Annotated in this window: 26 protein-coding genes and 2 pseudogenes; 14 read left to right on the forward strand and 14 right to left on the reverse strand. The window is 58.7% G+C overall.

What is annotated here, in order from left to right:
- Positions 1–106: 106 nt before the first annotated feature.
- From C1M53_RS15470 to C1M53_RS15490, 5 genes and pseudogenes are all read left to right on the forward strand, one after another.
- Entirely contained in the window at positions 107–1,129 is a 1,023-nt protein-coding gene (locus C1M53_RS15470) for an amino acid ABC transporter substrate-binding protein (protein ID WP_245488607.1), read from the forward strand.
- 38 nt (positions 1,130–1,167) lie between these two features.
- A complete protein-coding gene (locus C1M53_RS15475) occupies positions 1,168–2,370 on the forward strand; it encodes a cystathionine beta-lyase (RefSeq protein WP_129413045.1) in 1,203 nt (400 codons plus the stop codon).
- Positions 2,371–2,381: 11 nt separating this feature from the next.
- Positions 2,382–3,602 carry a cytochrome P450 gene (locus tag C1M53_RS15480; RefSeq protein WP_165358148.1) on the forward strand — a complete coding sequence of 407 codons (1,221 nt, stop codon included), beginning with the start codon at positions 2,382–2,384 and terminating at the stop codon, positions 3,600–3,602.
- Between the two features lie 955 nt (positions 3,603–4,557).
- Positions 4,558–4,842, forward strand: a complete 285-nt coding sequence (locus C1M53_RS15485) for a DUF982 domain-containing protein (protein WP_129413047.1) — start codon at positions 4,558–4,560, stop codon at positions 4,840–4,842.
- 344 nt (positions 4,843–5,186) lie between these two features.
- Positions 5,187–5,396, forward strand: a pseudogene (locus tag C1M53_RS15490) (ABC transporter ATP-binding protein/permease); the annotation flags it as partial.
- 210 nt (positions 5,397–5,606) lie between these two features.
- Here the strand turns inward: C1M53_RS15490 and C1M53_RS15495 are convergent.
- From C1M53_RS15495 to groES, 3 genes are all read right to left on the reverse strand, one after another.
- Positions 5,607–5,846 carry a hypothetical protein gene (locus C1M53_RS15495; RefSeq protein ID WP_129413049.1) on the reverse strand — a complete coding sequence of 80 codons (240 nt, stop codon included), beginning with the start codon at positions 5,844–5,846 and terminating at the stop codon, positions 5,607–5,609.
- Between the two features lie 65 nt (positions 5,847–5,911).
- Positions 5,912–7,540: a chaperonin GroEL gene (groL, locus tag C1M53_RS15500; RefSeq protein WP_129413050.1), complete on the reverse strand. Its 1,629-nt coding sequence runs from the start codon at positions 7,538–7,540 to the stop codon at positions 5,912–5,914.
- 51 nt (positions 7,541–7,591) lie between these two features.
- Positions 7,592–7,906 (reverse strand): co-chaperone GroES, encoded by a 315-nt coding sequence (groES, locus tag C1M53_RS15505; RefSeq protein WP_129413051.1) that lies wholly within the window; start codon positions 7,904–7,906, stop codon positions 7,592–7,594.
- A 319-nt stretch (positions 7,907–8,225) separates the two neighbouring features.
- On the opposite strand from groES, the gene C1M53_RS15510 reads away from it, so the two are divergent.
- A complete protein-coding gene (locus C1M53_RS15510) occupies positions 8,226–8,504 on the forward strand; it encodes an usg protein (RefSeq protein WP_129413052.1) in 279 nt (92 codons plus the stop codon).
- Between the two features lie 91 nt (positions 8,505–8,595).
- On the opposite strand, the gene C1M53_RS15515 is transcribed toward C1M53_RS15510, so the two are convergent.
- Complete coding sequence (locus C1M53_RS15515) at positions 8,596–9,096, reverse strand: TspO/MBR family protein (protein WP_129416191.1); 501 nt, start codon at positions 9,094–9,096, stop codon at positions 8,596–8,598.
- 613 nt (positions 9,097–9,709) lie between these two features.
- On the opposite strand from C1M53_RS15515, the pseudogene C1M53_RS15520 reads away from it, so the two are divergent.
- A pseudogene (locus C1M53_RS15520) lies at positions 9,710–10,048 on the forward strand (zinc-binding dehydrogenase); the annotation flags it as partial.
- Between the two features lie 95 nt (positions 10,049–10,143).
- On the opposite strand, the gene C1M53_RS15525 reads toward C1M53_RS15520, so the two are convergent.
- From C1M53_RS15525 to C1M53_RS15535, 3 genes are all read right to left on the reverse strand, one after another.
- The gene (locus tag C1M53_RS15525; RefSeq protein ID WP_129413053.1) at positions 10,144–10,527 is read right to left on the reverse strand and encodes a type II toxin-antitoxin system VapC family toxin; all 384 of its coding nucleotides are present in this window, start codon (positions 10,525–10,527) and stop codon (positions 10,144–10,146) included.
- On the reverse strand, positions 10,524–10,781 hold the full coding sequence (locus tag C1M53_RS15530) for a type II toxin-antitoxin system prevent-host-death family antitoxin (RefSeq protein ID WP_129413054.1): 258 nt from the start codon (positions 10,779–10,781) through the stop codon (positions 10,524–10,526). Before C1M53_RS15530 ends, C1M53_RS15525 begins: the two co-directional genes overlap by 4 nt.
- Positions 10,782–11,057: 276 nt before the next feature.
- Positions 11,058–11,714 carry a CPBP family intramembrane glutamic endopeptidase gene (locus C1M53_RS15535; RefSeq protein WP_129413055.1) on the reverse strand — a complete coding sequence of 219 codons (657 nt, stop codon included), beginning with the start codon at positions 11,712–11,714 and terminating at the stop codon, positions 11,058–11,060.
- Positions 11,715–12,062: 348 nt separating this feature from the next.
- On the opposite strand from C1M53_RS15535, the gene C1M53_RS15540 reads away from it, so the two are divergent.
- On the forward strand, positions 12,063–12,536 hold the full coding sequence (locus C1M53_RS15540; RefSeq protein WP_129413056.1) for a nucleoside deaminase: 474 nt from the start codon (positions 12,063–12,065) through the stop codon (positions 12,534–12,536).
- Between the two features lie 378 nt (positions 12,537–12,914).
- Here C1M53_RS15540 and C1M53_RS15545 read toward each other — a convergent pair whose 3' ends face one another.
- On the reverse strand, positions 12,915–13,121 hold the full coding sequence (locus tag C1M53_RS15545; RefSeq protein ID WP_129413057.1) for a hypothetical protein: 207 nt from the start codon (positions 13,119–13,121) through the stop codon (positions 12,915–12,917).
- A gap of 203 nt (positions 13,122–13,324) precedes the next feature.
- Between C1M53_RS15545 and C1M53_RS15550 the strand changes: the two genes are divergently transcribed.
- Positions 13,325–13,510: a hypothetical protein gene (locus C1M53_RS15550; RefSeq protein ID WP_129413058.1), complete on the forward strand. Its 186-nt coding sequence runs from the start codon at positions 13,325–13,327 to the stop codon at positions 13,508–13,510.
- Positions 13,511–13,540: 30 nt separating this feature from the next.
- On the opposite strand, the gene C1M53_RS31725 is transcribed toward C1M53_RS15550, so the two are convergent.
- The 5 genes from C1M53_RS31725 to C1M53_RS15570 all read right to left on the reverse strand — a co-directional run bounded on the left by C1M53_RS31725 (position 13,541) and on the right by C1M53_RS15570 (position 15,668).
- Positions 13,541–13,717, reverse strand: a complete 177-nt coding sequence (locus C1M53_RS31725) for a hypothetical protein (protein ID WP_165358149.1) — start codon at positions 13,715–13,717, stop codon at positions 13,541–13,543.
- Positions 13,714–14,355: a hypothetical protein gene (locus C1M53_RS15555; RefSeq protein ID WP_129413059.1), complete on the reverse strand. Its 642-nt coding sequence runs from the start codon at positions 14,353–14,355 to the stop codon at positions 13,714–13,716. The genes C1M53_RS31725 and C1M53_RS15555 overlap by 4 nt, the downstream gene beginning before the upstream one ends.
- Positions 14,356–14,655: 300 nt before the next feature.
- Complete coding sequence (locus C1M53_RS15560; protein ID WP_245488608.1) at positions 14,656–15,030, reverse strand: nuclear transport factor 2 family protein; 375 nt, start codon at positions 15,028–15,030, stop codon at positions 14,656–14,658.
- Entirely contained in the window at positions 15,030–15,485 is a 456-nt protein-coding gene (locus C1M53_RS15565; RefSeq protein ID WP_129413061.1) for a VOC family protein, read from the reverse strand. Before C1M53_RS15565 ends, C1M53_RS15560 begins: the two co-directional genes overlap by 1 nt.
- Positions 15,486–15,524: 39 nt before the next feature.
- Positions 15,525–15,668, reverse strand: a complete 144-nt coding sequence (locus C1M53_RS15570; protein ID WP_129413062.1) for a DUF1127 domain-containing protein — start codon at positions 15,666–15,668, stop codon at positions 15,525–15,527.
- A gap of 222 nt (positions 15,669–15,890) precedes the next feature.
- Here C1M53_RS15570 and C1M53_RS15575 point away from each other — a divergent pair, with 222 nt between their 5' ends.
- From C1M53_RS15575 to C1M53_RS15585, 3 genes are all read left to right on the forward strand, one after another.
- A complete protein-coding gene (locus tag C1M53_RS15575) occupies positions 15,891–16,796 on the forward strand; it encodes a transcriptional regulator GcvA (RefSeq protein WP_129413063.1) in 906 nt (301 codons plus the stop codon).
- Positions 16,797–17,115: 319 nt separating this feature from the next.
- Positions 17,116–17,307, forward strand: a complete 192-nt coding sequence (locus C1M53_RS15580; protein ID WP_129413064.1) for a CsbD family protein — start codon at positions 17,116–17,118, stop codon at positions 17,305–17,307.
- A gap of 62 nt (positions 17,308–17,369) precedes the next feature.
- On the forward strand, positions 17,370–17,708 hold the full coding sequence (locus C1M53_RS15585) for a hypothetical protein (protein WP_129413065.1): 339 nt from the start codon (positions 17,370–17,372) through the stop codon (positions 17,706–17,708).
- Between the two features lie 241 nt (positions 17,709–17,949).
- On the opposite strand, the gene C1M53_RS15590 is transcribed toward C1M53_RS15585, so the two are convergent.
- Positions 17,950–18,498 carry a hypothetical protein gene (locus C1M53_RS15590; protein WP_129413066.1) on the reverse strand — a complete coding sequence of 183 codons (549 nt, stop codon included), beginning with the start codon at positions 18,496–18,498 and terminating at the stop codon, positions 17,950–17,952.
- Positions 18,499–18,630: 132 nt separating this feature from the next.
- Here C1M53_RS15590 and C1M53_RS15595 point away from each other — a divergent pair, with 132 nt between their 5' ends.
- Together C1M53_RS15595 and C1M53_RS15600 are read left to right on the forward strand one after the other, a co-directional pair.
- A complete protein-coding gene (locus C1M53_RS15595) occupies positions 18,631–19,293 on the forward strand; it encodes a response regulator transcription factor (protein ID WP_129413067.1) in 663 nt (220 codons plus the stop codon).
- On the forward strand, positions 19,290–20,693 hold the full coding sequence (locus C1M53_RS15600) for a sensor histidine kinase (protein WP_129413068.1): 1,404 nt from the start codon (positions 19,290–19,292) through the stop codon (positions 20,691–20,693). The genes C1M53_RS15595 and C1M53_RS15600 overlap by 4 nt, the downstream gene beginning before the upstream one ends.
- Positions 20,694–20,709 lie beyond the last annotated feature (16 nt).

Below are 20,709 nucleotides of genomic sequence, written 5' to 3' on the forward strand. Positions count from 1 at the left end.
GCAAGGCAATTCCGACAAGGCGATTCCGACGAAATATCACGGCTGAGAAACCGCAACGCCGGACCAATGACGCGCGCATGGGTTCCACGAAAAGGGGGATGGAATGATGAAACTGCTGAAGCTGCTGCTCACCGTACCGCTGACTGCACTTGCGATGCCGGTGGTCGCGGGCACACTCGAGAACGTCAAGGCCGCCGGTTTCGTCAAGTGCGGCGTCAGCACGGGCGTCCCCGGGTTTTCTGCTCCAGATGAGAAAGGCGAGTGGTCAGGCCTCGACGTCGATCTTTGTCGCGCCGTCGCGGCCGCGATCTTCGATGACCCCAAGGCAGTGAAATTCGCCCCCTTGTCGGCCAAGGAGCGGTTCACGGCCATCCAATCGGGTGAGGTCGATATTCTTCAGTACAACACCACGTGGTCGCTGGGTCGTGACACGGCTCTTGGCCTCAACTTCCGCGCCGTCAATTATTATGACGGCCAGGGTTTCATGATCAACTCCAGGAAGTTGCCCGCAGTAAAATCTGCCCGGCAACTGACGGGCGCTTCGGTCTGTGTTCAAACAGGCACCACCAGCGAACTGAACGTTGCCGACTACTTCAAGGCCAATGGGATGGAGTACAATCCTGTGGTCTTTGAAAAACTCGAGGAAATCAGGTCCGCATACGATGCCGGTCGCTGTGACGTCGTCACCATCGACCAGTCGGCGCTGTACAGCGTGCGCCTGACGCTCGCCAATCCAGCCGAGCACCTCGTCCTTCCCGAGGTCATTTCCAAGGAACCGCTTGGATCGGCAGTCCGCCAGGGCGACGACAAATGGTTCGATGTGGTGAGCTGGGCGCACTACGCGATGGTGACCGCGGAGGAACTGGGCATTACCCAGGCCAATGTTGGCGACATGAAAGTCAACGGCAGTCCCGAAGTCAAACGGGTGCTCGGTCAGGAGGCCGGCAGCCAGTTGGGCGCCGATCTTGGTCTCGACCGCGACTGGGTTGCCCGCATTGTCAGCCACGTCGGCAATTACGGCGAGGTTTTCGAGCGCGATCTCGGAGCCGGCAGCCCGTTGAAGATCGCGCGGGGCATCAACGCGCTGTGGGTCAATGGCGGTCTGCAATATGCGCCGCCGTTGCGCTGAGAGTTGTAGTTCCAGTTGCGTGACTGCGGAGAGACCGGATGATGGCTGATGGAGAAAGCTTCGCCAAAACTGGCATGAACACGAAGCTGGCGCATATCGGCTATGAGCCCCATGGTTACTTCGGTTTCGTCAATCCACCTGTGGTTCATGCATCGACGGTGCTTTTCCCGAACGCCCGAACGATGGCGACACGGGACCAACCATACATCTATGCGACCCTCGGAACGCCGACCAGCAATGCGCTTTGCCGTGCAGTCGACACGCTGGAGGGATCGGCCGGCACTGTCCTGGTGCCGTCTGGCCAGGCGGCTGTCGCTTTGCCAATGATGGCCTTTCTTGCGGCAGGCGACCACGTGCTGATCACGGATTGCGTCTATGCGCCGACCCGCCAGTTCGCCGACCTTGTCCTGAGGCGCATGGGCATCGAGGTGGAATACTACGAGCCGCGTATCGGTGCCGGCATCAAACGGCTGCTGCGGTCCAACACCAAAGTGGTCTTCACCGAGTCGCCAGCCTCCAACACGTTCGAAGTGCAGGATATCCCGGCAATTTCCAGTGCCGCTCATGCCGCCAACGCCATTGTCATGATGGACAATACCTGGGCGACACCGCTGTTGTTCACGCCACTCGACCACGGTGTCGATATTTCGGTGCATGCAGCGACGAAATATCCTGGCGGCCATGCCGACCTGCTGCTTGGTATGGTCTCGGCGAACGCCGCGACCTGGCCGCGGCTGTGGGAGATGTTCCTGGCGTTGGGCATTCCTGCCGCACCCGATGATAGCTATCAGGTACTGCGTGGCCTGCGGACAATGGGCGTGCGACTGGCCCATCATCAGAAAAGCGCAATCGAGATCGCCTCATGGCTTGAACATCAGCCTGGCATTGCGCGGGTTCTCCATCCTGCTCTTTCTAGCCATCCCGACCATGCCATCTGGAAACGGGATTTCTCGGGTGCGAGCGGGGTATTCTCGATGGTCCTGGCAAGCGCATCGCAGGCGCATGCATTTCTCGATGCACTCAGGATATTCGGCCTGGGGTATTCATGGGGCAGTTATGGCAGCCTTGCCATGCAGGCGGATCTCGCGGATCGGACCGTCGCGGATAGAGCGTTCGACGGCGCGTTGATCCGCCTGCAGATAGGTCTCGAAGACATCGAGGATCTCAAACAGGATCTGGCGCGTGGACTGAAAGCTGCGGGATGCGCGGCTCAGCCCTTGCTCGATCAAGCGGTCTTGTGAGGAGATTCGAAGTGGTGAAACAGCCGGGCAAAGGAATTCCCCGCGAGCCTGCTCATGTGAGAGCGGCGCCGTCCCACGCCGATCCCTATCCCTTCTATGCACGTCTGGTGTCCGGCAAGCCGATTTATCGAGAGGGCGTGGCGGGCCCGTGGATCGCTGTCAGCGCAGCGGCGGCGAACGCCGTGCTGACCAGCCCGCTATGTCTGACCAGGCCTTTGGTCAACCGGGTGCCCGAGCCCTTGGTTGGAACGCCCGTGGCCGAGATTTTCAGCCGCCTCGTGCGGATGAACGATGGAGAAATCCACTGCCCGCTGAAAAGCGCGGTGGCGGCTGTATTCGAAAGTGTGAGCCAACAACGTATAGCGGATCTTACCAGTCATCTGGCGAAGAAGCTGGCGGCAATCCTCAGGCCAGAGGAAGACCTTGAGGGGCTGAATCAGTTCGCGACGGCCTTGCCGTCGCAGGTCATCATGACCCTGCTTGGAGTTCCGCCAGCCAGCTTTTCGGACGTTGCAGGCTGGATGGGTAACTATGGGGCGGCAGCAACAGCTGCCGTCACCGGCGTTCCCCAATTGACCCCCGCTATCTTGCAAGCAGGGGCCGAGAGTTCGACCCGGCTTCTCAACCTGTTTGGCACCATGTTGGCAGCCCTGCCTGACGATGATGGTTCGCTGCTTGCCATGCTGTCACGGCAAGCAAGCCTATCAGGCCGATTGGATGCTGGCATGGTGATTGCCAATGGCATCGGGCTGATGGCACAAGGTTTTGCCGGTACCTCCGCGCTGATCGGCTCAAGCCTTGTCGCGCTTGCGCGCCATGCTGAGGCGGCGGCCGCCGTTCGCAGCGATCGATCATTGCTCATGGCGTTTGTTCAAGAGGTTCTGCGCTTCGATCCGGTCACCCATAGCACGCTTCGCTTCGTGGCCAGCGATGGCATTGTTGCCGGGCAAGCGATGCGTGCGAACGAAATGATCATCGTCACCTTGGCCGCAGCCAGTCGCGATCCAGCTCTCAATCCCGTCCCTGATCGCTTCGAGTTGTTTCGCGACGACAGGAAATCGATGGAGTTTGGCGTGGGCGTCCACGCTTGCCCGAGCGCCTTGTTGGCGACAACGATCACCGAGATCGCTTTAAACCACCTTCTCGATCGCGGCCTCGTCTATGAGGGGCTTGAAGGTCAGGTGACTTACCGCCCCTCAGCGCATGTTCGGATGCCGGTTTTTGGGCCTTAGATACAAACGGCCCTGGTTGCAGAAACGGATCACATCCGCGACCGTCGCGCGACCCTTTCGAAACTCGGAGGAAGAACAGGCTATCGGCGTTAGCGGTGTACACGGCCCGTGAGCCATTATCGCGTTTGCGCGCCTGCTCAGTGACGGTGACCGATCGGGAGGGCGTTCTGTAAGTTTAATACCGCCATCCTTGCGCTACAGCCAGTTTTCCGCTGACCAGGTTCGCGGTGCGCCGTCGAAGGGAATTGTGGCTCCCGATGCACGCGTCGGGTCTTATCCTGTGGACATCGCCGGGGAGCGAAAGGCCGTTCGATGAGAATCAACTCGCCGAACGATTGGAAGCTGACTTCATTGCGTTCAGTCTCGCGGACTGTGTTGTCGGAGCGCTGTCGGAGGACAAGCTGCGTGACGTCGAACCGAAAGGCAGCGAAGCATCCGGCGTTCGCGTCCGGCTAACTTAGCGGGCACAAAGGCCACGCCGGCAGAAGCATAGCCATCTGGCAAACAAACCAGCGCGGATGACCGGGTGGCGACCTCTTGTTGAGGTAGTTCTGGCCAAACAGCTTCTTGAATGATCGATCGGTTCTAGCCGCTGGTAGCTTTCTCTCGTCGCAAATGTCGCGTCGCGTTCATCAATCTCGTCCGACCGCATTGTGTGGCCTTGACAGCGAAAATCGGCCTTCACATATTTTTCGTGATCGCTGCCAAAGTCGGCGGAGATTATCCTCAAGCATCTGAAATCGTTCAAGAAGTGGAGGTTTCTATGAGCGAGAAAACATTCGAAAATCCGGTGTTGGTCCGGCACGGGCACCGGCATAGCGCGACGTGCCAAACTGCGAAGCGGACAGGCGCCCCAGCCTTCGCTGGCAGTTCTGCGGCGATACCCTGGAATGCCAGGTCGACGACGTATCGGACCATCGACGTGACGGACTGAGCGTTGCGGAGGTATGAAACGATGCTTTCCCAACCCTTCGAAAAGCCGCTGCGCGTGTGGGTCGGGCTTGGCTTCCCGCGCCAGCTGAACTCCGTTGTGGACGCATATCAGTTCGTCACCGATTGGTGCGGTAACAGTCCTGAGCAAAAGGCGGCCATCCGCGCCTGCAAAGCCGCATTGACCGGCGACATCGATGCAGAGACGGCGCGCGGCGTCGTAATCCAATTCGCCAGGAAGAAGAACATTCTGGTGGAAGAAGACGCGATGCCGCCGATGGCCGGTCTTCGACAATGGTTGCCTGCCTGACCGAAAAATAAGCGTTGCAGCGGCGATATCGATATCGCCGCTGCCTCGGCGCGACGTTGCTCGAGCATTTTAGAAAACATCCTTTCGCGATCATGTTGACAGGAGCGCGGGGGAGGGTCTGATGGCCAGCACACCGAAGCCCGATCGTGCGACCGAGAAACCACCGGATGCCGAGCTTCACGATGAACCGTTGCGGAATATCAGCCACAACCCGGCACCCAATCCCAATCGGCGGACGTCCAGAAAGACGTCTTAGCTGTAACGCAATGTCGTAGGGCCGTCTGAACCCCACCGATCGCTGAAATATCCTGTATCTTAAGCAAGAATTGAGATGCCGAAAGCGGCCGGACAATGTCGTCATGGACAAGGCAATGGCAGCGCTGGACAAGAAGAGCCAGGAGATGATGGCGACGATGATCAGTGAGTTGACGAAGGTCACCATCATCAGCGTCGCGCACCGCGCCGAGCTCGAAACATATCACAGCCGCACGACAAGGTTGGAGCGGCGCAAGCGCGGTGCCAGACTGGTCAGCGATATCGACCTCCTTCCGTGAAAGCGCAATCTGATCCCTTGTGGGCAATGCCGAGGGGAACGGAAATAGGGCAGGGCGAGTTAAAGCGTTTCACTCTACGCTCCATCTGAGTGGCGAGTTGCGCACACGGCTCCACACACGAACGAAAATGATGCCACGCCGAAGACAACTGGCCGCGCAAAACCCGCTCGGCCAGCCGAGCGGGTCTTTTTACGACGGTTGGCGCAGCGCCTATTTCCCCTGGGATTTGTCAGCCTGCATTCGTTTCGATGCCTCCGAAACATGCTGCGCTGCAAGAAACATCAGCGTGGAGGCCGCGGTGCGACGCGCCCAACCCGCGCCCTCAGCCTTGTCCAATAAATTGGCAAGCAGCGGCTTCAGAACAGCGCGGCACTCCAATTCATAATTGAGGAATTCACTTGCCTCGTGGGTCGGTGCCGAAACCAATGGCGAACCGGTCATAGCATTCATGGCGATCACCTCATCTCAAAACAGCCTGCCTCCGCGTGAACGGAGGCAGGCATATGCCAGCGTGCTCAGAAGTCCATCCCGGCGCCGGCGGGCAGGGCCGGAGCGGCTTCCTTCTTGGGCTTTTCCGCAACCATCGCCTCGGTCGTTACCAGCAGGCCGGCGACGGACGCCGCATCCTGCAGGGCGGTCCGCACCACTTTGGCCGGGTCTATGACACCCTGAACATAGAGGTCGCCATATTCACCCGTTTGGGCGTTCCAGCCATAGGCGAAGTCTGTCTTCTCCCGCAGCTTGCCGACGATGATCGACCCTTCGGCGCCTGCGTTCTCGGCGATCTGGCGAACGGGCGCCTCGATGGCGCGACGAACGATGTCGATGCCGTATTTCTGGTCGGCATTGTCGGCGGTCAGCGTGCCGAGGGTCTGGACAGACCGCAGCAGCGCGACGCCGCCCCCTGGCAGGATACCTTCCTCAACCGCCGCGCGTGTGGCATGCAGGGCGTCGTCGACGCGATCCTTCTTCTCCTTCACTTCCACCTCGGTTGCCCCGCCGACACGTATCACTGCAACACCGCCAGCCAGCTTGGCGAGCCGCTCCTGCAACTTCTCGCGGTCATAGTCGGAGGTTGTCTCCTCGATCTGAGCCTTGATCTGGGTGACACGCCCCTGGATCTCTTCCCTCTTGCCGGCGCCGTCGACGATCGTGGTGTTCTCCTTCTCGATCACCACCTTCTTGGCGCGGCCGAGCATCTGCAGCGTAACGTTTTCGAGCTTGATGCCGAGATCCTCGCTGATCGCGGTGCCGCCGGTGAGAATCGCGATGTCCTCCAGCATGGCCTTGCGGCGGTCGCCGAAACCCGGTGCCTTCACCGCCGCGACCTTGAGGCCACCCCGCAGCTTGTTGACGACCAGTGTCGCCAAGGCCTCGCCTTCCACATCCTCGGCGATGATGAGCAATGGCTTGCCGGATTGAACCACCGCTTCCAGAACCGGCAGCAGCGCCTGCAGGTTGCCAAGCTTCTTTTCGTGGATCAGCACATAGGGCTCTTCCAGTTCGACACGCATCTTGTCCTGGTTGGTGACGAAATAGGGGCTCAGATAGCCGCGGTCGAACTGCATGCCTTCGACCACTTCCAACTCGGTTTCGGCGGTCTTGGCTTCTTCGACGGTGATGACGCCTTCATTGCCGACCTTCTCCATCGCTTCGGCCAAATAGCGGCCGATTTCGGCGTCGCCATTGGCCGAGATCGTGCCGACCTGGGCAATCTCGTCATTCCTGGTGATCTTGCGGGCGTTGGCCTTGAGCTCCGAGACGACTGCTTCGACGGCCTTGTCGATGCCGCGCTTCAAATCCATCGGATTCATGCCCGAAGCGACGGCTTTGGCACCTTCTCGTACGATGGCCTGCGCAAGCACCGTCGCGGTGGTGGTGCCGTCACCGGCGAGGTCGTTGGTCTTGGAAGCGACTTCGCGCACCATCTGTGCGCCCATATTTTCGAACTTGTCTTCAAGTTCGATTTCCTTGGCGACGGTGACGCCGTCCTTGGTGATGCGCGGCGCCCCAAATGACTTGTCGATGACGACGTTGCGGCCTTTTGGCCCGAGGGTCACCTTGACGGCATTGGCGAGGATATCGACACCGCGCAGCATACGCTCGCGTGCGTCGGAATTGAATTTGACTTCCTTGGCAGCCATGGGATCACTCCTTCAATAGGCAGTTTTCTTTGACTTGTTCAAAGACCGTACTTACGCCGCTTTCTTCAGCGTCGCGGTCGCCTCGATCACGCCCATCACGTCGCTTTCCTTCATGATGATGAGGTCTTCGCCGTTGAGCTTGATTTCAGTGCCGGACCATTTGCCGAACAGGATACGGTCACCGACCTTCAGGTCGAGTGCCACCTGCTTCCCGCTTTCGTCGCGCGCGCCAGGCCCCACGGCGACGACTTCGCCTTCCTGCGGCTTCTCCTTGGCGGTGTCGGGAATGATGATGCCGCCAGCCGTCTTTTCATCGGCTTCAACGCGGCGGACCAGGACACGGTCGTGCAATGGACGGAACGTCATATCGTTCTCCTTCAGGACAAACAGATTGTGAGAGGTTCCTCCACTCCGGACCGGGCGGACCGGAGCGGGGGCGCGCAACCCCAAAAAGGGCATCACGCGCAAGTGGAGCTAATTTTGCGAATTCTGAGTTTCAAGAGGCGATGCGAAATTTTTTTGCAAGACTGGCGCATTTCACTAGAGCGCTGAAAAGCAACAGCAAAATTCGCTACTCGATCTTGAATTCGTCCGGGCTTACGTCAAAATATCGAGACCTTCGCCAGGGCCAGGCGGCCGGCAACGAACGCCGCTCTGGGTGGGTTCGCAGCAAGGAGGTCGAGATATGGTTGCCACCGTGAGCAAGCAATTCCGTCAGCAGATGGAAGGATACGGCCTGACCACGGCCGAGATCCATTATCGCTTGCCCGATCACCCCAGCCTGCTGCAGCTCTATGTGTGGCAGGAATACGACCTTGCGCCGCATTTCCCTGAATTGAAGCAGTTCCTCGGCTATTGGGAACGCGAACTGGCAGGTCCGCTTCATTCGGTTCGCATCGCCCACCAACGCCTGATCCGCCCGTCTGAATGGCGCGCGGTCGACGGGGTTATCGCAATTCACTAGGCGAAACCGCGGAATGAATTCGTTCAGATGACGATTGTCCGAAACCCGAATAGCGGAGGGTCGGTCGGCTGCTATCGTGCGGCGATTGTTTCTAACCGTTCAGGCGCAATATTTCGACATTCAGCAGAACGGCAAACGCCACCCAGGCGGCCAACGGCACCAGGCACCAGGCCGCGACGGGGTCAATCCGCCGGAACATCACGATCGTGGCAAGAATGACCATCAACTGCGGGATGATGTCGAGCAGCCCCGCAAGCGGACTGTGCAACCCGAAAAACAACCAAGACCAGAGCGCATTGAGCGCCAGTTGGAGGAAGAAAAGCGTCAGCGCAGGATGGCGCTCGGCAGGTCTCCCGGGGATCTTGAGCACACGCCATACTGCATAAGCCATCAAGGCGTAAAGCGTGGTCCAGACGGGTGCAAAAAGCCAGTTCGGTGGGTTGAAAGTGGGTTTGATCAGGCCCGCGTACCAAGAGGCGATGTTCGGGTAGGTAGCCCATTGGCCCAGGAGTGATGCCATGATCACCGGTAGCACGGCAATTAGAGCCCTCAGCCATGCCGGCCATACTTGATGCCTTACCCTTGCGTCCATGCGACTGCTTTCACGTCTTTGAATTTCCCAGCCCAGACAGGCCGACATATTCGTCCCCGATATTTACGCAGTGAACGCAGGCTTGGATCAAAATCTCTTGTGTCATTGGCAGTAATGGCAGCCAGTCGATTTCGTAGCGCATTTCCGGACCCGCTAGGCGAAGTTCGCAGGCCGGAGTCTGACGGCTGTCAGACTGGTCGGCGGCTGGGGAGGTCCAACTGCGGATATTCATCGTTTGGATCCGGCTTGTTCAGTTCGATATCGCACCGGGACATAGCCTGTCCGCTTGAATAAGCGATCTACCTCTTCTCCAGAACGTTGCAAGTAATCTCGCGCGAGTTCGCAAAGAAGGCCCGCCCAGCGAAACTGAGCAGTCCGTTGCCTGAGATGCGTGCCACAACGTTGGACCCGGATCGCCAGACAGTGCACCAATGCCGAGGGGCAAGCCTCCGCTCGAGCCTCCAATACCTCTAGCTAAGTGTTAAGCTGATGAATGAATGGTACCGGGGACCGAGCGGCGCTCATGGCCGTGCTGGCGAACGGTCAGTGGGCGGATCAGCGCGCCAAAGGGTAGCCGTCCAATGCGGCCAAAGAACACGGCCGCGTCTGGTTCTGGGACGCCGTCTTTCCGCTTCTGAACGATTTTGCCCGTGTGCCGGTCTGTGGACTGATCGCCCAGTACAATGATGCTGCCGCATATCCTGGACCGGATCGCCTGCCAGGTGTCATGCGTGATGTCCTGAACCGGAGCCTGCTCATTCGCGGTTTCATCCAGCGTGAGTTTGTCGATCAACGCCCCGCCTTCTACAGCCAGATGGCTGCATGGATTGCATCCGGTCAAATCCGATACAAGGAAGACATCGTCAACGGGCTAGAGGCTGCACCAGAGGCTTTCATCGGTTTGCTGGAAGGGCGCAACTTTGGCAAGTTGGTGGTTCGCGTCGCGGAGTGACGGCATTTCCGGCTGGGTTGCACCTGGTTGCTGGGCGGTTTCGATCCGGGCGAGGTGAGCTTTGACCGTCCGGCGCCACAAAGCGCGGAACGCCATCAAAGCACTCCTGCGACATCGGTTAGGGCAAAATCCTTGCCGACAAAGAGCAAGGGGCATCCATGCTCTTTCGCAACTTCATAGGCAAAACAATCCCCGAAATTAAGCCCAGCAGGGTGCACGCCCTTGCCCCAACTTTCATAAGCACGGGCGATGCGTCGTGCCGATGCCGGTGTGATACTGACAATTTCGAAGCCGAGGCCTTCGATGAGGCGCTCCATTTCTTCGCCGACATTTCGCCTTGCAGCCACAATCAGCACTTCAGCCACAGTGCCAGAGGAAATCAGGAGCTTTTCTTCGGCTTCCAGTGCAACGGCGCAGGCATCCGCTTCGGGTTCATTCAGCACAATGGCCATTAGTGCCGATGTGTCGACCGCGATCATTTCGGAAGGCCGTCATCGCCATAGAGGAAATCCTGGCTTCGCGCGGCATTCGGTCCGGCTACCACCTTTGCGGCGGCAGATGCTCGCACGGCCGTAAGCAGCGTCCGACGGGATTTCCGGTCTGGCGTCGCCTTGATTGGCACAAGCCGTACTGCTGCGTGGCCATGTCGGGTAAGGATGACATCGTCGCCCGCCTCGGCTCGCCGAACAAGCTCCGTTAACTGTCCCTTTGCCTCTGTGACAGACACCTGCATGGTCAACTCCGTAATGGACCACTTAACGGTCCAATCTGCGCTGGTGTTTAGACTATTTGATGGTCCGCAGCAACCGCGTGATAACAATGGGCGCTTCACCGCGACAGCCCAAGCCTCAATGCACTTAAAGCGGCGACATTGGCGGCGCCCCTCCAGGTTTTCACCGAAAGCGCCAGTCCAGCGGATCGCCAGTGTGTGGATGACGCGGAGGATGCCCACAGGCATCAAACTTGTATAGGCTTGAAGGCAATAGCCCTCTAAATGAGCACTCCGCCACTAGATCGTCGAATAATAGATCAGGTTGAGGCCGTTATAGATCACGTGAAGGGTCACGGCCGGCCAGATGGAGGCTGATAGGCGGAACATCGCACCAAAGAAGAGCCCCATCACAAACGCATCCACAAAGATGACGCTCGGTCCGTGAATTGCGGCGAACATGAGCGAACTGCCTAATACCGCGACCCATGATCCGTATTTTTCGAGAGCGCTCTGGACCACCCCGCGAAACACCAGTTCCTCGCCAATCGGTCCCAAGACCGCGCTCGTCAACAACAATAGCAGCATCCCCGCGAGGCCGCCGTTTGCCGCAGCTTGAAAATCCGCTTGTGTGTTCGCTTCGGAGATAAAATGGAAATAGACCGCTTCGACAATGAAGATCAGGCCGAAGCCCACCACGCCAAGCGCTGTGCTGATCGCTATCCACTTGAGCGTCGTCGGACGAAAGCCGAATGCCCCCCAGTTTCGAACACGATAGAGATACGCGCCGAGCAATCCAGCGAGGCCGAGCGCAAAGTTCGCTGCACCGGCGATGTTGACGCGGAAGACGGCCTTGTCGTCGGGCTGGAGCAGCATCCAGTAGCCAAGAAAGCCAATGCCGAGAATATAAACACCAACAGCGATCGCGATCTCCGGCCATCCGGGTTGCGCGATCATGCGTGTCTGGGCAGGTCGAATATCAGTCATTGGGCAGCCACAAATCCACCAATTCCTCCACTGTCACGGCCGTTATTTCTATCAGTTTAGCATTGTGGACGGCTGGTGCTGAAATCTGCGCTGGCAATCCAATGTCCCTTGGCGCGAAGCGGTGATAGGCGGCGATATCTTGCCGTGGAAAACCCGATCATTTCTCTCTGCAAGAGTTTAGGTGAAGCTTCTGGCGCTCCGACTCATCAGAACATGGCTTCGGATCGGGCGGCGACCAGCAGCCAGCCGGGAGGATAGCCCGGCACCAGTATGGAGCAAGCTCTTTACACTGGGGCCGACTTCGAATTGGATCATCCCATGGATGAAACCGACTTGAAGCACCTACGCCGTTGCGTGGATCTGGCTAAAGCTGCCTTGGACGTCGGCGACGAACCCTTTGGCTCGGTCCTGGTATCGAGCGCCGGCGAAGTGCTGTTCGAAGACCATAATCATGTGGCGGGCGGAGATCATACCCAGCACCCCGAATTTGCCATCGCGCGCTGGGCCGCCAACAACATGGCACCGGATGAGCGGGCCGCGGCGACCGTGTATACGTCGGGCGAACATTGCCCAATGTGCGCCGCCGCGCACGGCTGGGTCGGTCTCGGCCGCATCGTCTATGCCAGTTCGTCCGAACAATTGACCACCTGGCTTGGCGAGCTTGGCGTTGCTCCATCTCGTGTCCGGGCCTTGCCTTTCGAAAGCGTGGTGGAAGGGGTTGCTGTCGAGGGACCGGTTCCCGCACTCGCTGAGGAAGTCCGGAAACTGCACCGGGCTTTTCACGGAAAATGAAATGCGGGCTGAACAGGTCGGGTCACGGATTGAGGTTGATGAAATTTAGATCGGCAGCTTAACTAGAGCGTCCACCAGGGCGATTGTCTCTCGGAGGTTCTCTGCCATTCGCTCGTGGTCTGAAAGCCGGCGCTGGGTCGTATAGGTTCGGATACCCTGTCCGTCGACTTCGTATGTCTCCATCGTCTTGCTGCGGATGGAGTAGATCAGACCCTCGCAGGTCTGCAGATCAGTTGCGAGCTTCTCACGTAGCGCTGTCATCGCTGCATTCATGGGGTCCCTGTTGATGCGAGCATTTGTTCCAGTCATCAAACGTGGAGCGCTTTGGCAGGTTCCGGGAGATTTCAGGCAGTTCAGGATCTGTCAGAAACCATCGGCCTAGAAGGTATCATCGGTCGAGGAAACCAAGCGTTCAATCTCCAAGAATGTAGCCACGGCTGCAGCGCAACGCTGTCTTGAAGGACCATATCGGACAACGATGGCTCGGGCGCGAGCTTCACCGATGCCAAATTGCTCGCCGAGCGAAGCAATAAGCGCCTCGCGCTCTTTGGACGCAGATTTTTCCTTGCGTTTCTTTTTCGGCATTTCATTTCCCGACTAACGATATCGGTTTGGTAAGTTATGGCGAGAAGTTCAAGGTTTTACCTGGATAGCACACATCCAGTGCACGACGTTTATGAGGCTGGGAGTGAATCCAGCAGCCCAAGCAAGGCGAGGGTGTTTAATAGGTCAATCGAGTTTGCTTCCGCCTCCTTTCAACGATATTCGTTCGTTGATAGGAGGTTGCGATGGTTCTTTTCTGGTTTGATCAGCAAGAACGCCTGAAGACGAAGAAGGGCCAGGAACTGCTCTCCGATGACCGTCGGGGCGACATCGTCCCTACAAACGTCGCACCGGCGCCGGAGCCAGTTGAGGGCAAGATCGCAGTCAGGATTGGACCTGATGGCAGGCCTGTGGTTGTCGTGAAGGAATAGGGGCTCCAGCCAGCGACTGCACTGATGTGGCTAGCCTTCCTGTCGCTGCGTGAGGTCAGGCAAGATGCGGGGTTCGCGCTTCGGTTCAGAGGCGCGGAATTCGCGCTCTCTCTTTTCTTTGAGCGCTTTCGCGAATGCAGGATCAGCGAGCAGCCGTGCGCGGAGAGCCAGCTCTTCTTCCGTAATATTGGGCAGCACCGTCGTCATTGGGCATAAGGTCCTTGCTGTGGCGGCTTGAACTTACCCCTTGGGTCGGGGCTGTCCTTTTTTCGGAAGCCAGCCCAAGGCTTCCAACCGAGATATTCAACCTGTTGCGAGGCGTTAATGGTGGCGCACAGCTTGTCGGTCTTGCCGCCTTTGACGTTCGTCGAGATGCGCCCCGACCCTTTCACTCCCGAAAGACGGGCGAAAACACTTACCGGATAAGGGCAGTTGTTTCGAAAGGTGACGCAGGAACACTTTTCACCTGAGCCGACGCAGGAAGTCAGCGTTTTTCCGAGCGTAAGACCGCAATAATCGCTGGATGCGACATCTCTGGATGGTTTGCTGGCCTGTCGCGATACCTGCCACTTGCAGGTTTCCGCCGTTCCGGCGCGCTGCGTGTAGGTTCCTGACATGGCTGACCCATTCACAGAGCCGGTGAACGTGCCACCGTTGCCGAACGAGTTGGAGTAGTCAAATCGGATGCTCTTCCCGGAAAGTCGGCCCGACGTGATCTGACCGTTCGTCATTCCGCCGGAAACGCCGCCGGAATCATCTATGGAAAGCTTGAGTGAACCAGACCCGTAGGAGCAGTTTATGCTGCCTACCCAAGTTGTGTCCGCATTCGCGACAGTCAGTGTCATAGAGACGGCGAACAAAGTCGCCAGAATTCGAAGTAGCATACTGTGTTCCCCCAGGCCTTGGGGAATTCTGCTCTAGCTCCGTCAAACAGACAAGTCGGAGCGAAAGCTCTTCAGAGATCGCGAGGTCCACGGCAGGCTTCGCCGCCTCGCATAACCAATTGCAGGAACTCAAAAGCCCAAAATCAGGCGAGATTTACGGCTTAGTTCGTCTCATTAGCGAGGAGGCTTGGGCACGGCGTCGGACACCCGGGCTTTCGCAAACGACGACGATATGTGCGTCCTTTAAGTGTCCTCTCTGAACTAACGCGATTGCGCGTAGACGGATTCTCGGATCATCTGCCAACCGCTCTTTTGGTGGCGCCAGAACTGGCTGAAGATCAGTTCGACTGGTTTGCCGCTGACCTGCATGGTGCGCTTGCCGACCACCATGCCGATGTCGCGGCTCCTGCTCGCATGCAGGTATTCAACGGTGTTCTTCTGCTGAGACGCCGTGTCCTTGTCACGCTGCTCCGCAAAGAACGAAATGATGGCCTGCTTGTCCACCACCAGGGTCTCGCCACTGCTGTCGAGCCGATGGATCAGAAAATCGTCGGCATAAAGCGACCGCAGCTCGTCGGGGTCATTGCGTGCGGCGGCGTCCAGTCGCCTGCAATTTTCAATAAGCTCTTGGTCCATCAATTCCCCCTATAAGCCCGCTCGAGATCAGAGATGATGATCTTCTTCATCTTGTACATGGCCTGCATGGCGCGCTCGGCTCTGGCCCGGTCCTTGTCGGCAATCATGTCGAGCAGGATCGTGGGCGTGACCTGCCAGTAGACGCCAAACTTATCCGTCAGCCATCCGCAGGGCTGTTCGCGGCCGCCGCCGGCCGTCAGTGCATTCCAGTAATAGTCGGTTTCCGCCTGGTCGCCGGTCTCGACCAGGAAGGAGAAGGCTTCGTTGTATGTGACATGCGAGCCGGCGTTGAGGGCCTGTACAGGCATGCCGGCCAGTTCGAAACGCACAACCGACAGTTCCGGATCGGGCAATCTGGTCTGACTTAGTACCCGAGAGTCCTTGAACACCGAGCGATAGAATTCCATGGCCTCTTCGGCCTGACCTTTGAACCAGAGGTGCGGGTAGATTTTCATGACATTCGACCTTTGTGCTTTGGGGGATATTTGGGCTTTTCAGCGATTGAACGGCTGGATCGAACCGTCCCAATCACGTTCGAAGCCGAGATCCTGAAGACGATGAGTGGAGAAGCGCTCGAACCGCTTCGTTGCGCGGCGATGCTGCAGTTTGACCAGCAGGTCATGGGCAGCACCTGCCATCCGCTTTCGTAACCCGGCAATCACGTTCGCGAGATCGACTGACACCGGGGGCTGTGACTTTGTAAGTGCGTAAATGTTACTCATGTGAGAGCCTTTCCGGAGTTCGTTTGATGGTCGGCAAGGGTAAAACCGTTTGCTTTCATGGGATAAGCATGTGTAATTTTGGGTTGGACGACAAACGACTAATCCTTTGAGATTTGTAAGAAGAAGTTACAGATAACCATGGCCCGGAAGCTGCCACCCTTGACTGCGCTTCCCGCTTTCGACGCGGCCGCGCGTCATTTGAGCTTCACGAAGGCTGCCGATGAACTCCTGGTGACGCACGCGGCTATCAGCCGTGCGATCCGGAACCTGGAGGAGGTTTTGGGCACCCGGTTGTTTGAGCGGCATACGCGCTCGGTGCGCCTCACGCCTCAAGGTGCTGCGTATGTCGCCGAGATCGGTCCGGCCTTGGACCGCATTGGCGCTGCGACGATCGTCGCGTCGGCTTCAAGGTCGGCGAGCGTCCTCACCGTCAGCACATCTGACGGCTTTGCAGGGCGCTGGCTTGTTCCACGGTTGCACCGTTTCCACAGTGCACACCCGGACATCGATGTGCGTCTCTCGACATCAGGTGTGCATGCCGACTTTGTCAGGGACGGGATCGATATCGCCATTCGCTATGGCATGGGCGAGTACCCAGGCGTGATTTCGGAGTTTCTGGCTGATGAGGATGTCTCACCGGTCTGCAGCCCTTCATTGCTCGAAGGCAAACACCCGTTGCGCACGCCAGCTGATCTTAAACATCACAGGCTGATCCACGACAATTTTCGGCTCGGGTGGGAGACGTGGTTTCGCGAGGCGGGCATCGATGACGCCGAGCCAGGCATTGGCGTCAAATTCGACTCCGCCGTCTATGCGGTCGAGGCCGCAGTGCATGGCGAGGGTGTTCTTCTCGGACGAAGCGCGCTCGTGTCAGTGGATCTGGCAGCAGGGCGGCTGGTACGTCCTTTCGATATCTCTCTCAAATCGCGATGGAGCTATTATGTGGTCTATCCCGAAGGCGCATTGCGACAGAAGAAGAACAGAATGTTTCGCGATTGGTTGTTTGCGGAAATGGTAGATCAACCCCGAGAAATCTTGCCCTAGAGCGCGCCTGCCTCAACGGCTTACCAGTCGCGGACGGCTTAACTGGTTGGCCCTCCTGCGGCGCAGCGTGGAGTCTGGCCTTCATGGAGTGAATGGCAACTTGGCGTCCTCAAATCGACCGTCCCAAAAGACGGTTGAGGAACGCTTCCTTCCGGACACACATGGCAGCACCTAGGCGCGAACGCTGATCGATTTTGCGTTTCCCGTTTGTCAACGCGCCGCGACCATGTCGCGGGCATGTGTGGAAAAAGTGGAACCAATTGTTGGCGTGCAGATTTTGTTACTGGGCGAGCGCCTGAATTCAACAAGGAGCCTGTGTATGGGAAGCACATCGGACAAGGTCAAAGGTAAGGCCAACGAGGTCGCCGGGAAGGCGCGCCAGGCCATCGGCAAAGCCGTGGGCAACCACGAAGAACAGGCCAAGGGCAAAATCCAGGAAACCAAGGGTAAGGCGCAGGTCGCCAAGGGCCAGGTTAAGGACGCTGTGAAGAACCTCGTCGACAAGGCCTGATCGTAAAATACGCCCCCATCAACGAGCCCGCGGCAACGCGGGCTTTTCCTTTGGAGAATGAAATGCGGATCAAGATGTTGGCTGCAGTACCGGTTGCCTTCGCGCTGCTGGCGGGAAGCGCCCAGGCTCAAACGCCCGACGAGCCCGCCGTCACCGCCTGCAAATCGACCGGCTTGTTGGCGTTGCAAGAGAAGTCCAAGGACATCACCGATCTCGTGATCGATATGGAGAGCGTCGCGGTCAGCAAAGCTGACACCAAAGTTGAAGATGTGCCGGTCAAGACCGTCATCCTCGGCGAAGCCTATATTGCTCGTAGTGGCAAAACCGGAGCGCCTGATCGCTTCGTCTGCCTTCTCGGCGAAAAGGGCAAGGTGCTGTTGACCTTCTTCACCGCACAGTGAGCAAATTCCGTCGTCGCGCGTTTCGGAGGTTGCTAGGGAGGGGCGTTACGAAGTCACGGATTTTCGTGGCGGCTTCAAGGGCCGTGACGTACGGGGTGGCAGCGCCAGCGGAACGGATTCACCACCAGCAACTCCTTAATAGCCGCTATGTGTCGTTGGCCAACGCCCGCTTTCGAAATGCAGCCCCACGGATAACCCGGTCCCCGACTTGCTCGAAGACCGGGATAGCGCTTGTTTCAGGTCATTCTTTAGGCAGAGGTGGTTTGCCATCATCGGGCCGCTCCAGACCGCCTCTATCCGGTCCAAAATCCTTCCAGCCGTGGCGCGGTCCATGCGGATGCGGCGCGCGCAGTTCGTCGACGCGACCATCCTTGTGGATCACCATGCCGGCATGGACAAAGCCGTCGTCGAAACGCCCTTGGATGGTAACCTCCTCATTCTGGGCGACAAGCGGCGAATTGGCTCCGTCTGGGCCGACATCGACGAGCGCGCGGCCGGAGCTGTCAGCGATGATGAACTTGTTGCCGAAGATCTCCGCCACGTTGCCCTTGACCGCGACCAGCGTATTGTCGGCCATCGCGCTTACTGCAACAGGGGGCAGGAGGGCCTGGCGCTCATCTCGGTGCGAGAGTTTCATGGCGACGGCGCCGGCAACGGCTCCGACCAGAAGCATGCCCACCAAAGCCGACCCGCCAAGCACCTTACCGCGCAATCGGCGCCTGGAAGGCTGCTTCGAAGAGGTGTCAGCGTCAGCATTGCCGGCCGGGTCGATATTGTCTTGGTTCGACATTTGCGGTTCCTTTCTTGGGTTGTCGATGGCGCTTTCTAGCAAGCCGTGTCGAACCGAAACTGAACCGCGCCGTTCAGGTTGAGTTAAGTTGCGGGGCCTATCCCCGAACGTGCTGCAAGTTGAAAGTGACCCATGCGTGTTCTCCTCGTCGAAGATGACATTGTGCTGGCTGAAGGCATCTCGAAGGCGCTGCGTTCGGAAAATTTTGCCGTCGACGTCGCGCGCAATGGCGAGGACGGCGTGCATCTCGGCGACACCGAGACTTACGATGTCGCGGTGCTGGATCTGGGCCTGCCCAAGGTCGACGGGATCGGGGTGCTGACCTCCTGGCGTAAGGCAGGGCGCGTGATGCCGGTGCTGATCCTGACCGCCCGGGACGGCTGGTCGCAGAAGGTAGAAGGGTTCAAGGCCGGCGCCGACGATTACATGACCAAACCATTCCGCATCGAGGAGTTGGTCATCAGGCTTCGCGCGCTGGTCCGGCGTGCTGCCGGCTATGCCGCGCCGTTGATAACAAGCGGGCCGTTGAGTTTCGACGCCCAGCTCGGCACCTTCGAAAAGGATGGATTGCCGCTCAAGCTGACCGCCCTCGAATGGCGTGTCCTGCAGTGCCTGATGCTGCGCAAGGATATGACCGTCGACCGCTCCAGCCTTGTCGAGCGCGTCTATGAAGGCGACGCCGATGTAGACTCGAACTCGATCGAGGTGATCATTGCAAGGCTGCGCCGCAAGATCGGCCATGACATGATTGCGACCGAACGGGGTCGAGGCTATCGGCTGGTCACACCGCCATGAAGCTGGCCGGACGCATAAGAAGCCTTGCGCCGCAATCGATTGCCGGACGTTTGGCTTTCGGGTCGGCCATCCTGGTCATCCTGGCCCTGATCGTCACCGGCATCAGCACCGGATTTGTGCTGTCACGCTTCATCCGGGGCCAGATCGACCAGCGGCTCGACACGCAGATCGGCGCGGTTGCAGCGGCCTTGTCAGCGCAAAGCACATTGCCTCAGGGATTGTCGCTCGGCGATGCGCCGCCATTCGACCGGCCAAACGATGGCTGGTACTGGATGGCGACTGCGGACGGGCATCGCTATCGCTCCAAATCACTGGAGGGCGGGGATATCGTCAATCAGGGTTCAGAGCGCTGGTGGGATGCTTGGCATCGAGGCCCATCTGACGACGACGCGCGACCGCGGCCTTTCAAAGGCGCCGGACCGCGCGGTGAGCCCTTGTACTTGCGAACACAAATCGTGCCGATGGATGGGGTCTGGGTCACGATCACGGCTTCAGCGCCGGCGCACGCTCTGGTCAAGCCATTGCGGGATGCAATGGTTCCGATCGTGTTGTCCATGCTGGCGCTCGGGCTGCTGCTCGGGGGCGCGACCGTCCTGCAGTTGCGCCTTGGACTTCGCCCGCTGGCGCGTATGACCAAGGATCTCGAAAATGTTCGCGCCGGCCGAACCGAGTCCATTGGTGGATATCAGCCGCGCGAATTGCGCGGGCTGGTCAGTGAACTGAATTCATTGATCGCCCAGAATGCGGAAGGCATCAAACGGGCGCGTGGTCATGTGTCAAACCTCGGGCACGCGCTCAATACGCCCCTGGCGGCGCTGGCGCTGTCCTTCAGCAGTAGCGACAAGTCTGGGGATCGGGATCGTTTCGCGCTGGTGAGCGAGATGCAGGAACGCATCCGTCATCATCTGGGAAGAGCGCGGGCGGCGGCCTTGCATGGCGCATCTCATGTCAGCACCAGCGTCGGCCCGCATGTTCAGGACATCAAGGACGTCCTTTTGAAAGTTCATGCGGATCGGCGGCTGGTGGTCACCACCGACATACCGGAGACGCTCGCTGTGGCCTGTGAACTGCAGGATCTGGACGAGATGCTGGGCAACATCCTCGACAACGCCTTCAAATGGGCACGCAGTGCTATCGCGGTGACAGGTCGCTTCCAAGACCAGCACGTTGTGCTCGAGATCGAGGACGATGGCCCCGGGATCGCTTCTGAGAAGCTCGATGAGGTGATGAAGGCAGGACGCAGGCTCGATGAGACCATACCGGGCAATGGATTTGGCCTTTCCATCACGCGAGAACTCGCTGAGCTCTATGGTGGCTATCTGATTTTGGGTCGGTCGAGATCGGGCGGCCTGAAGGCAACGGTTGGTTTGCCGGCCTCCGTGGCAGGTGTCGGCCTTTAAGGGCGAGTCCTTCCAG

The organism is Mesorhizobium sp. Pch-S (assembly GCF_004136315.1).
In the GTDB taxonomy this organism is placed as follows: Bacteria; Pseudomonadota; Alphaproteobacteria; order Rhizobiales; family Rhizobiaceae; genus Mesorhizobium.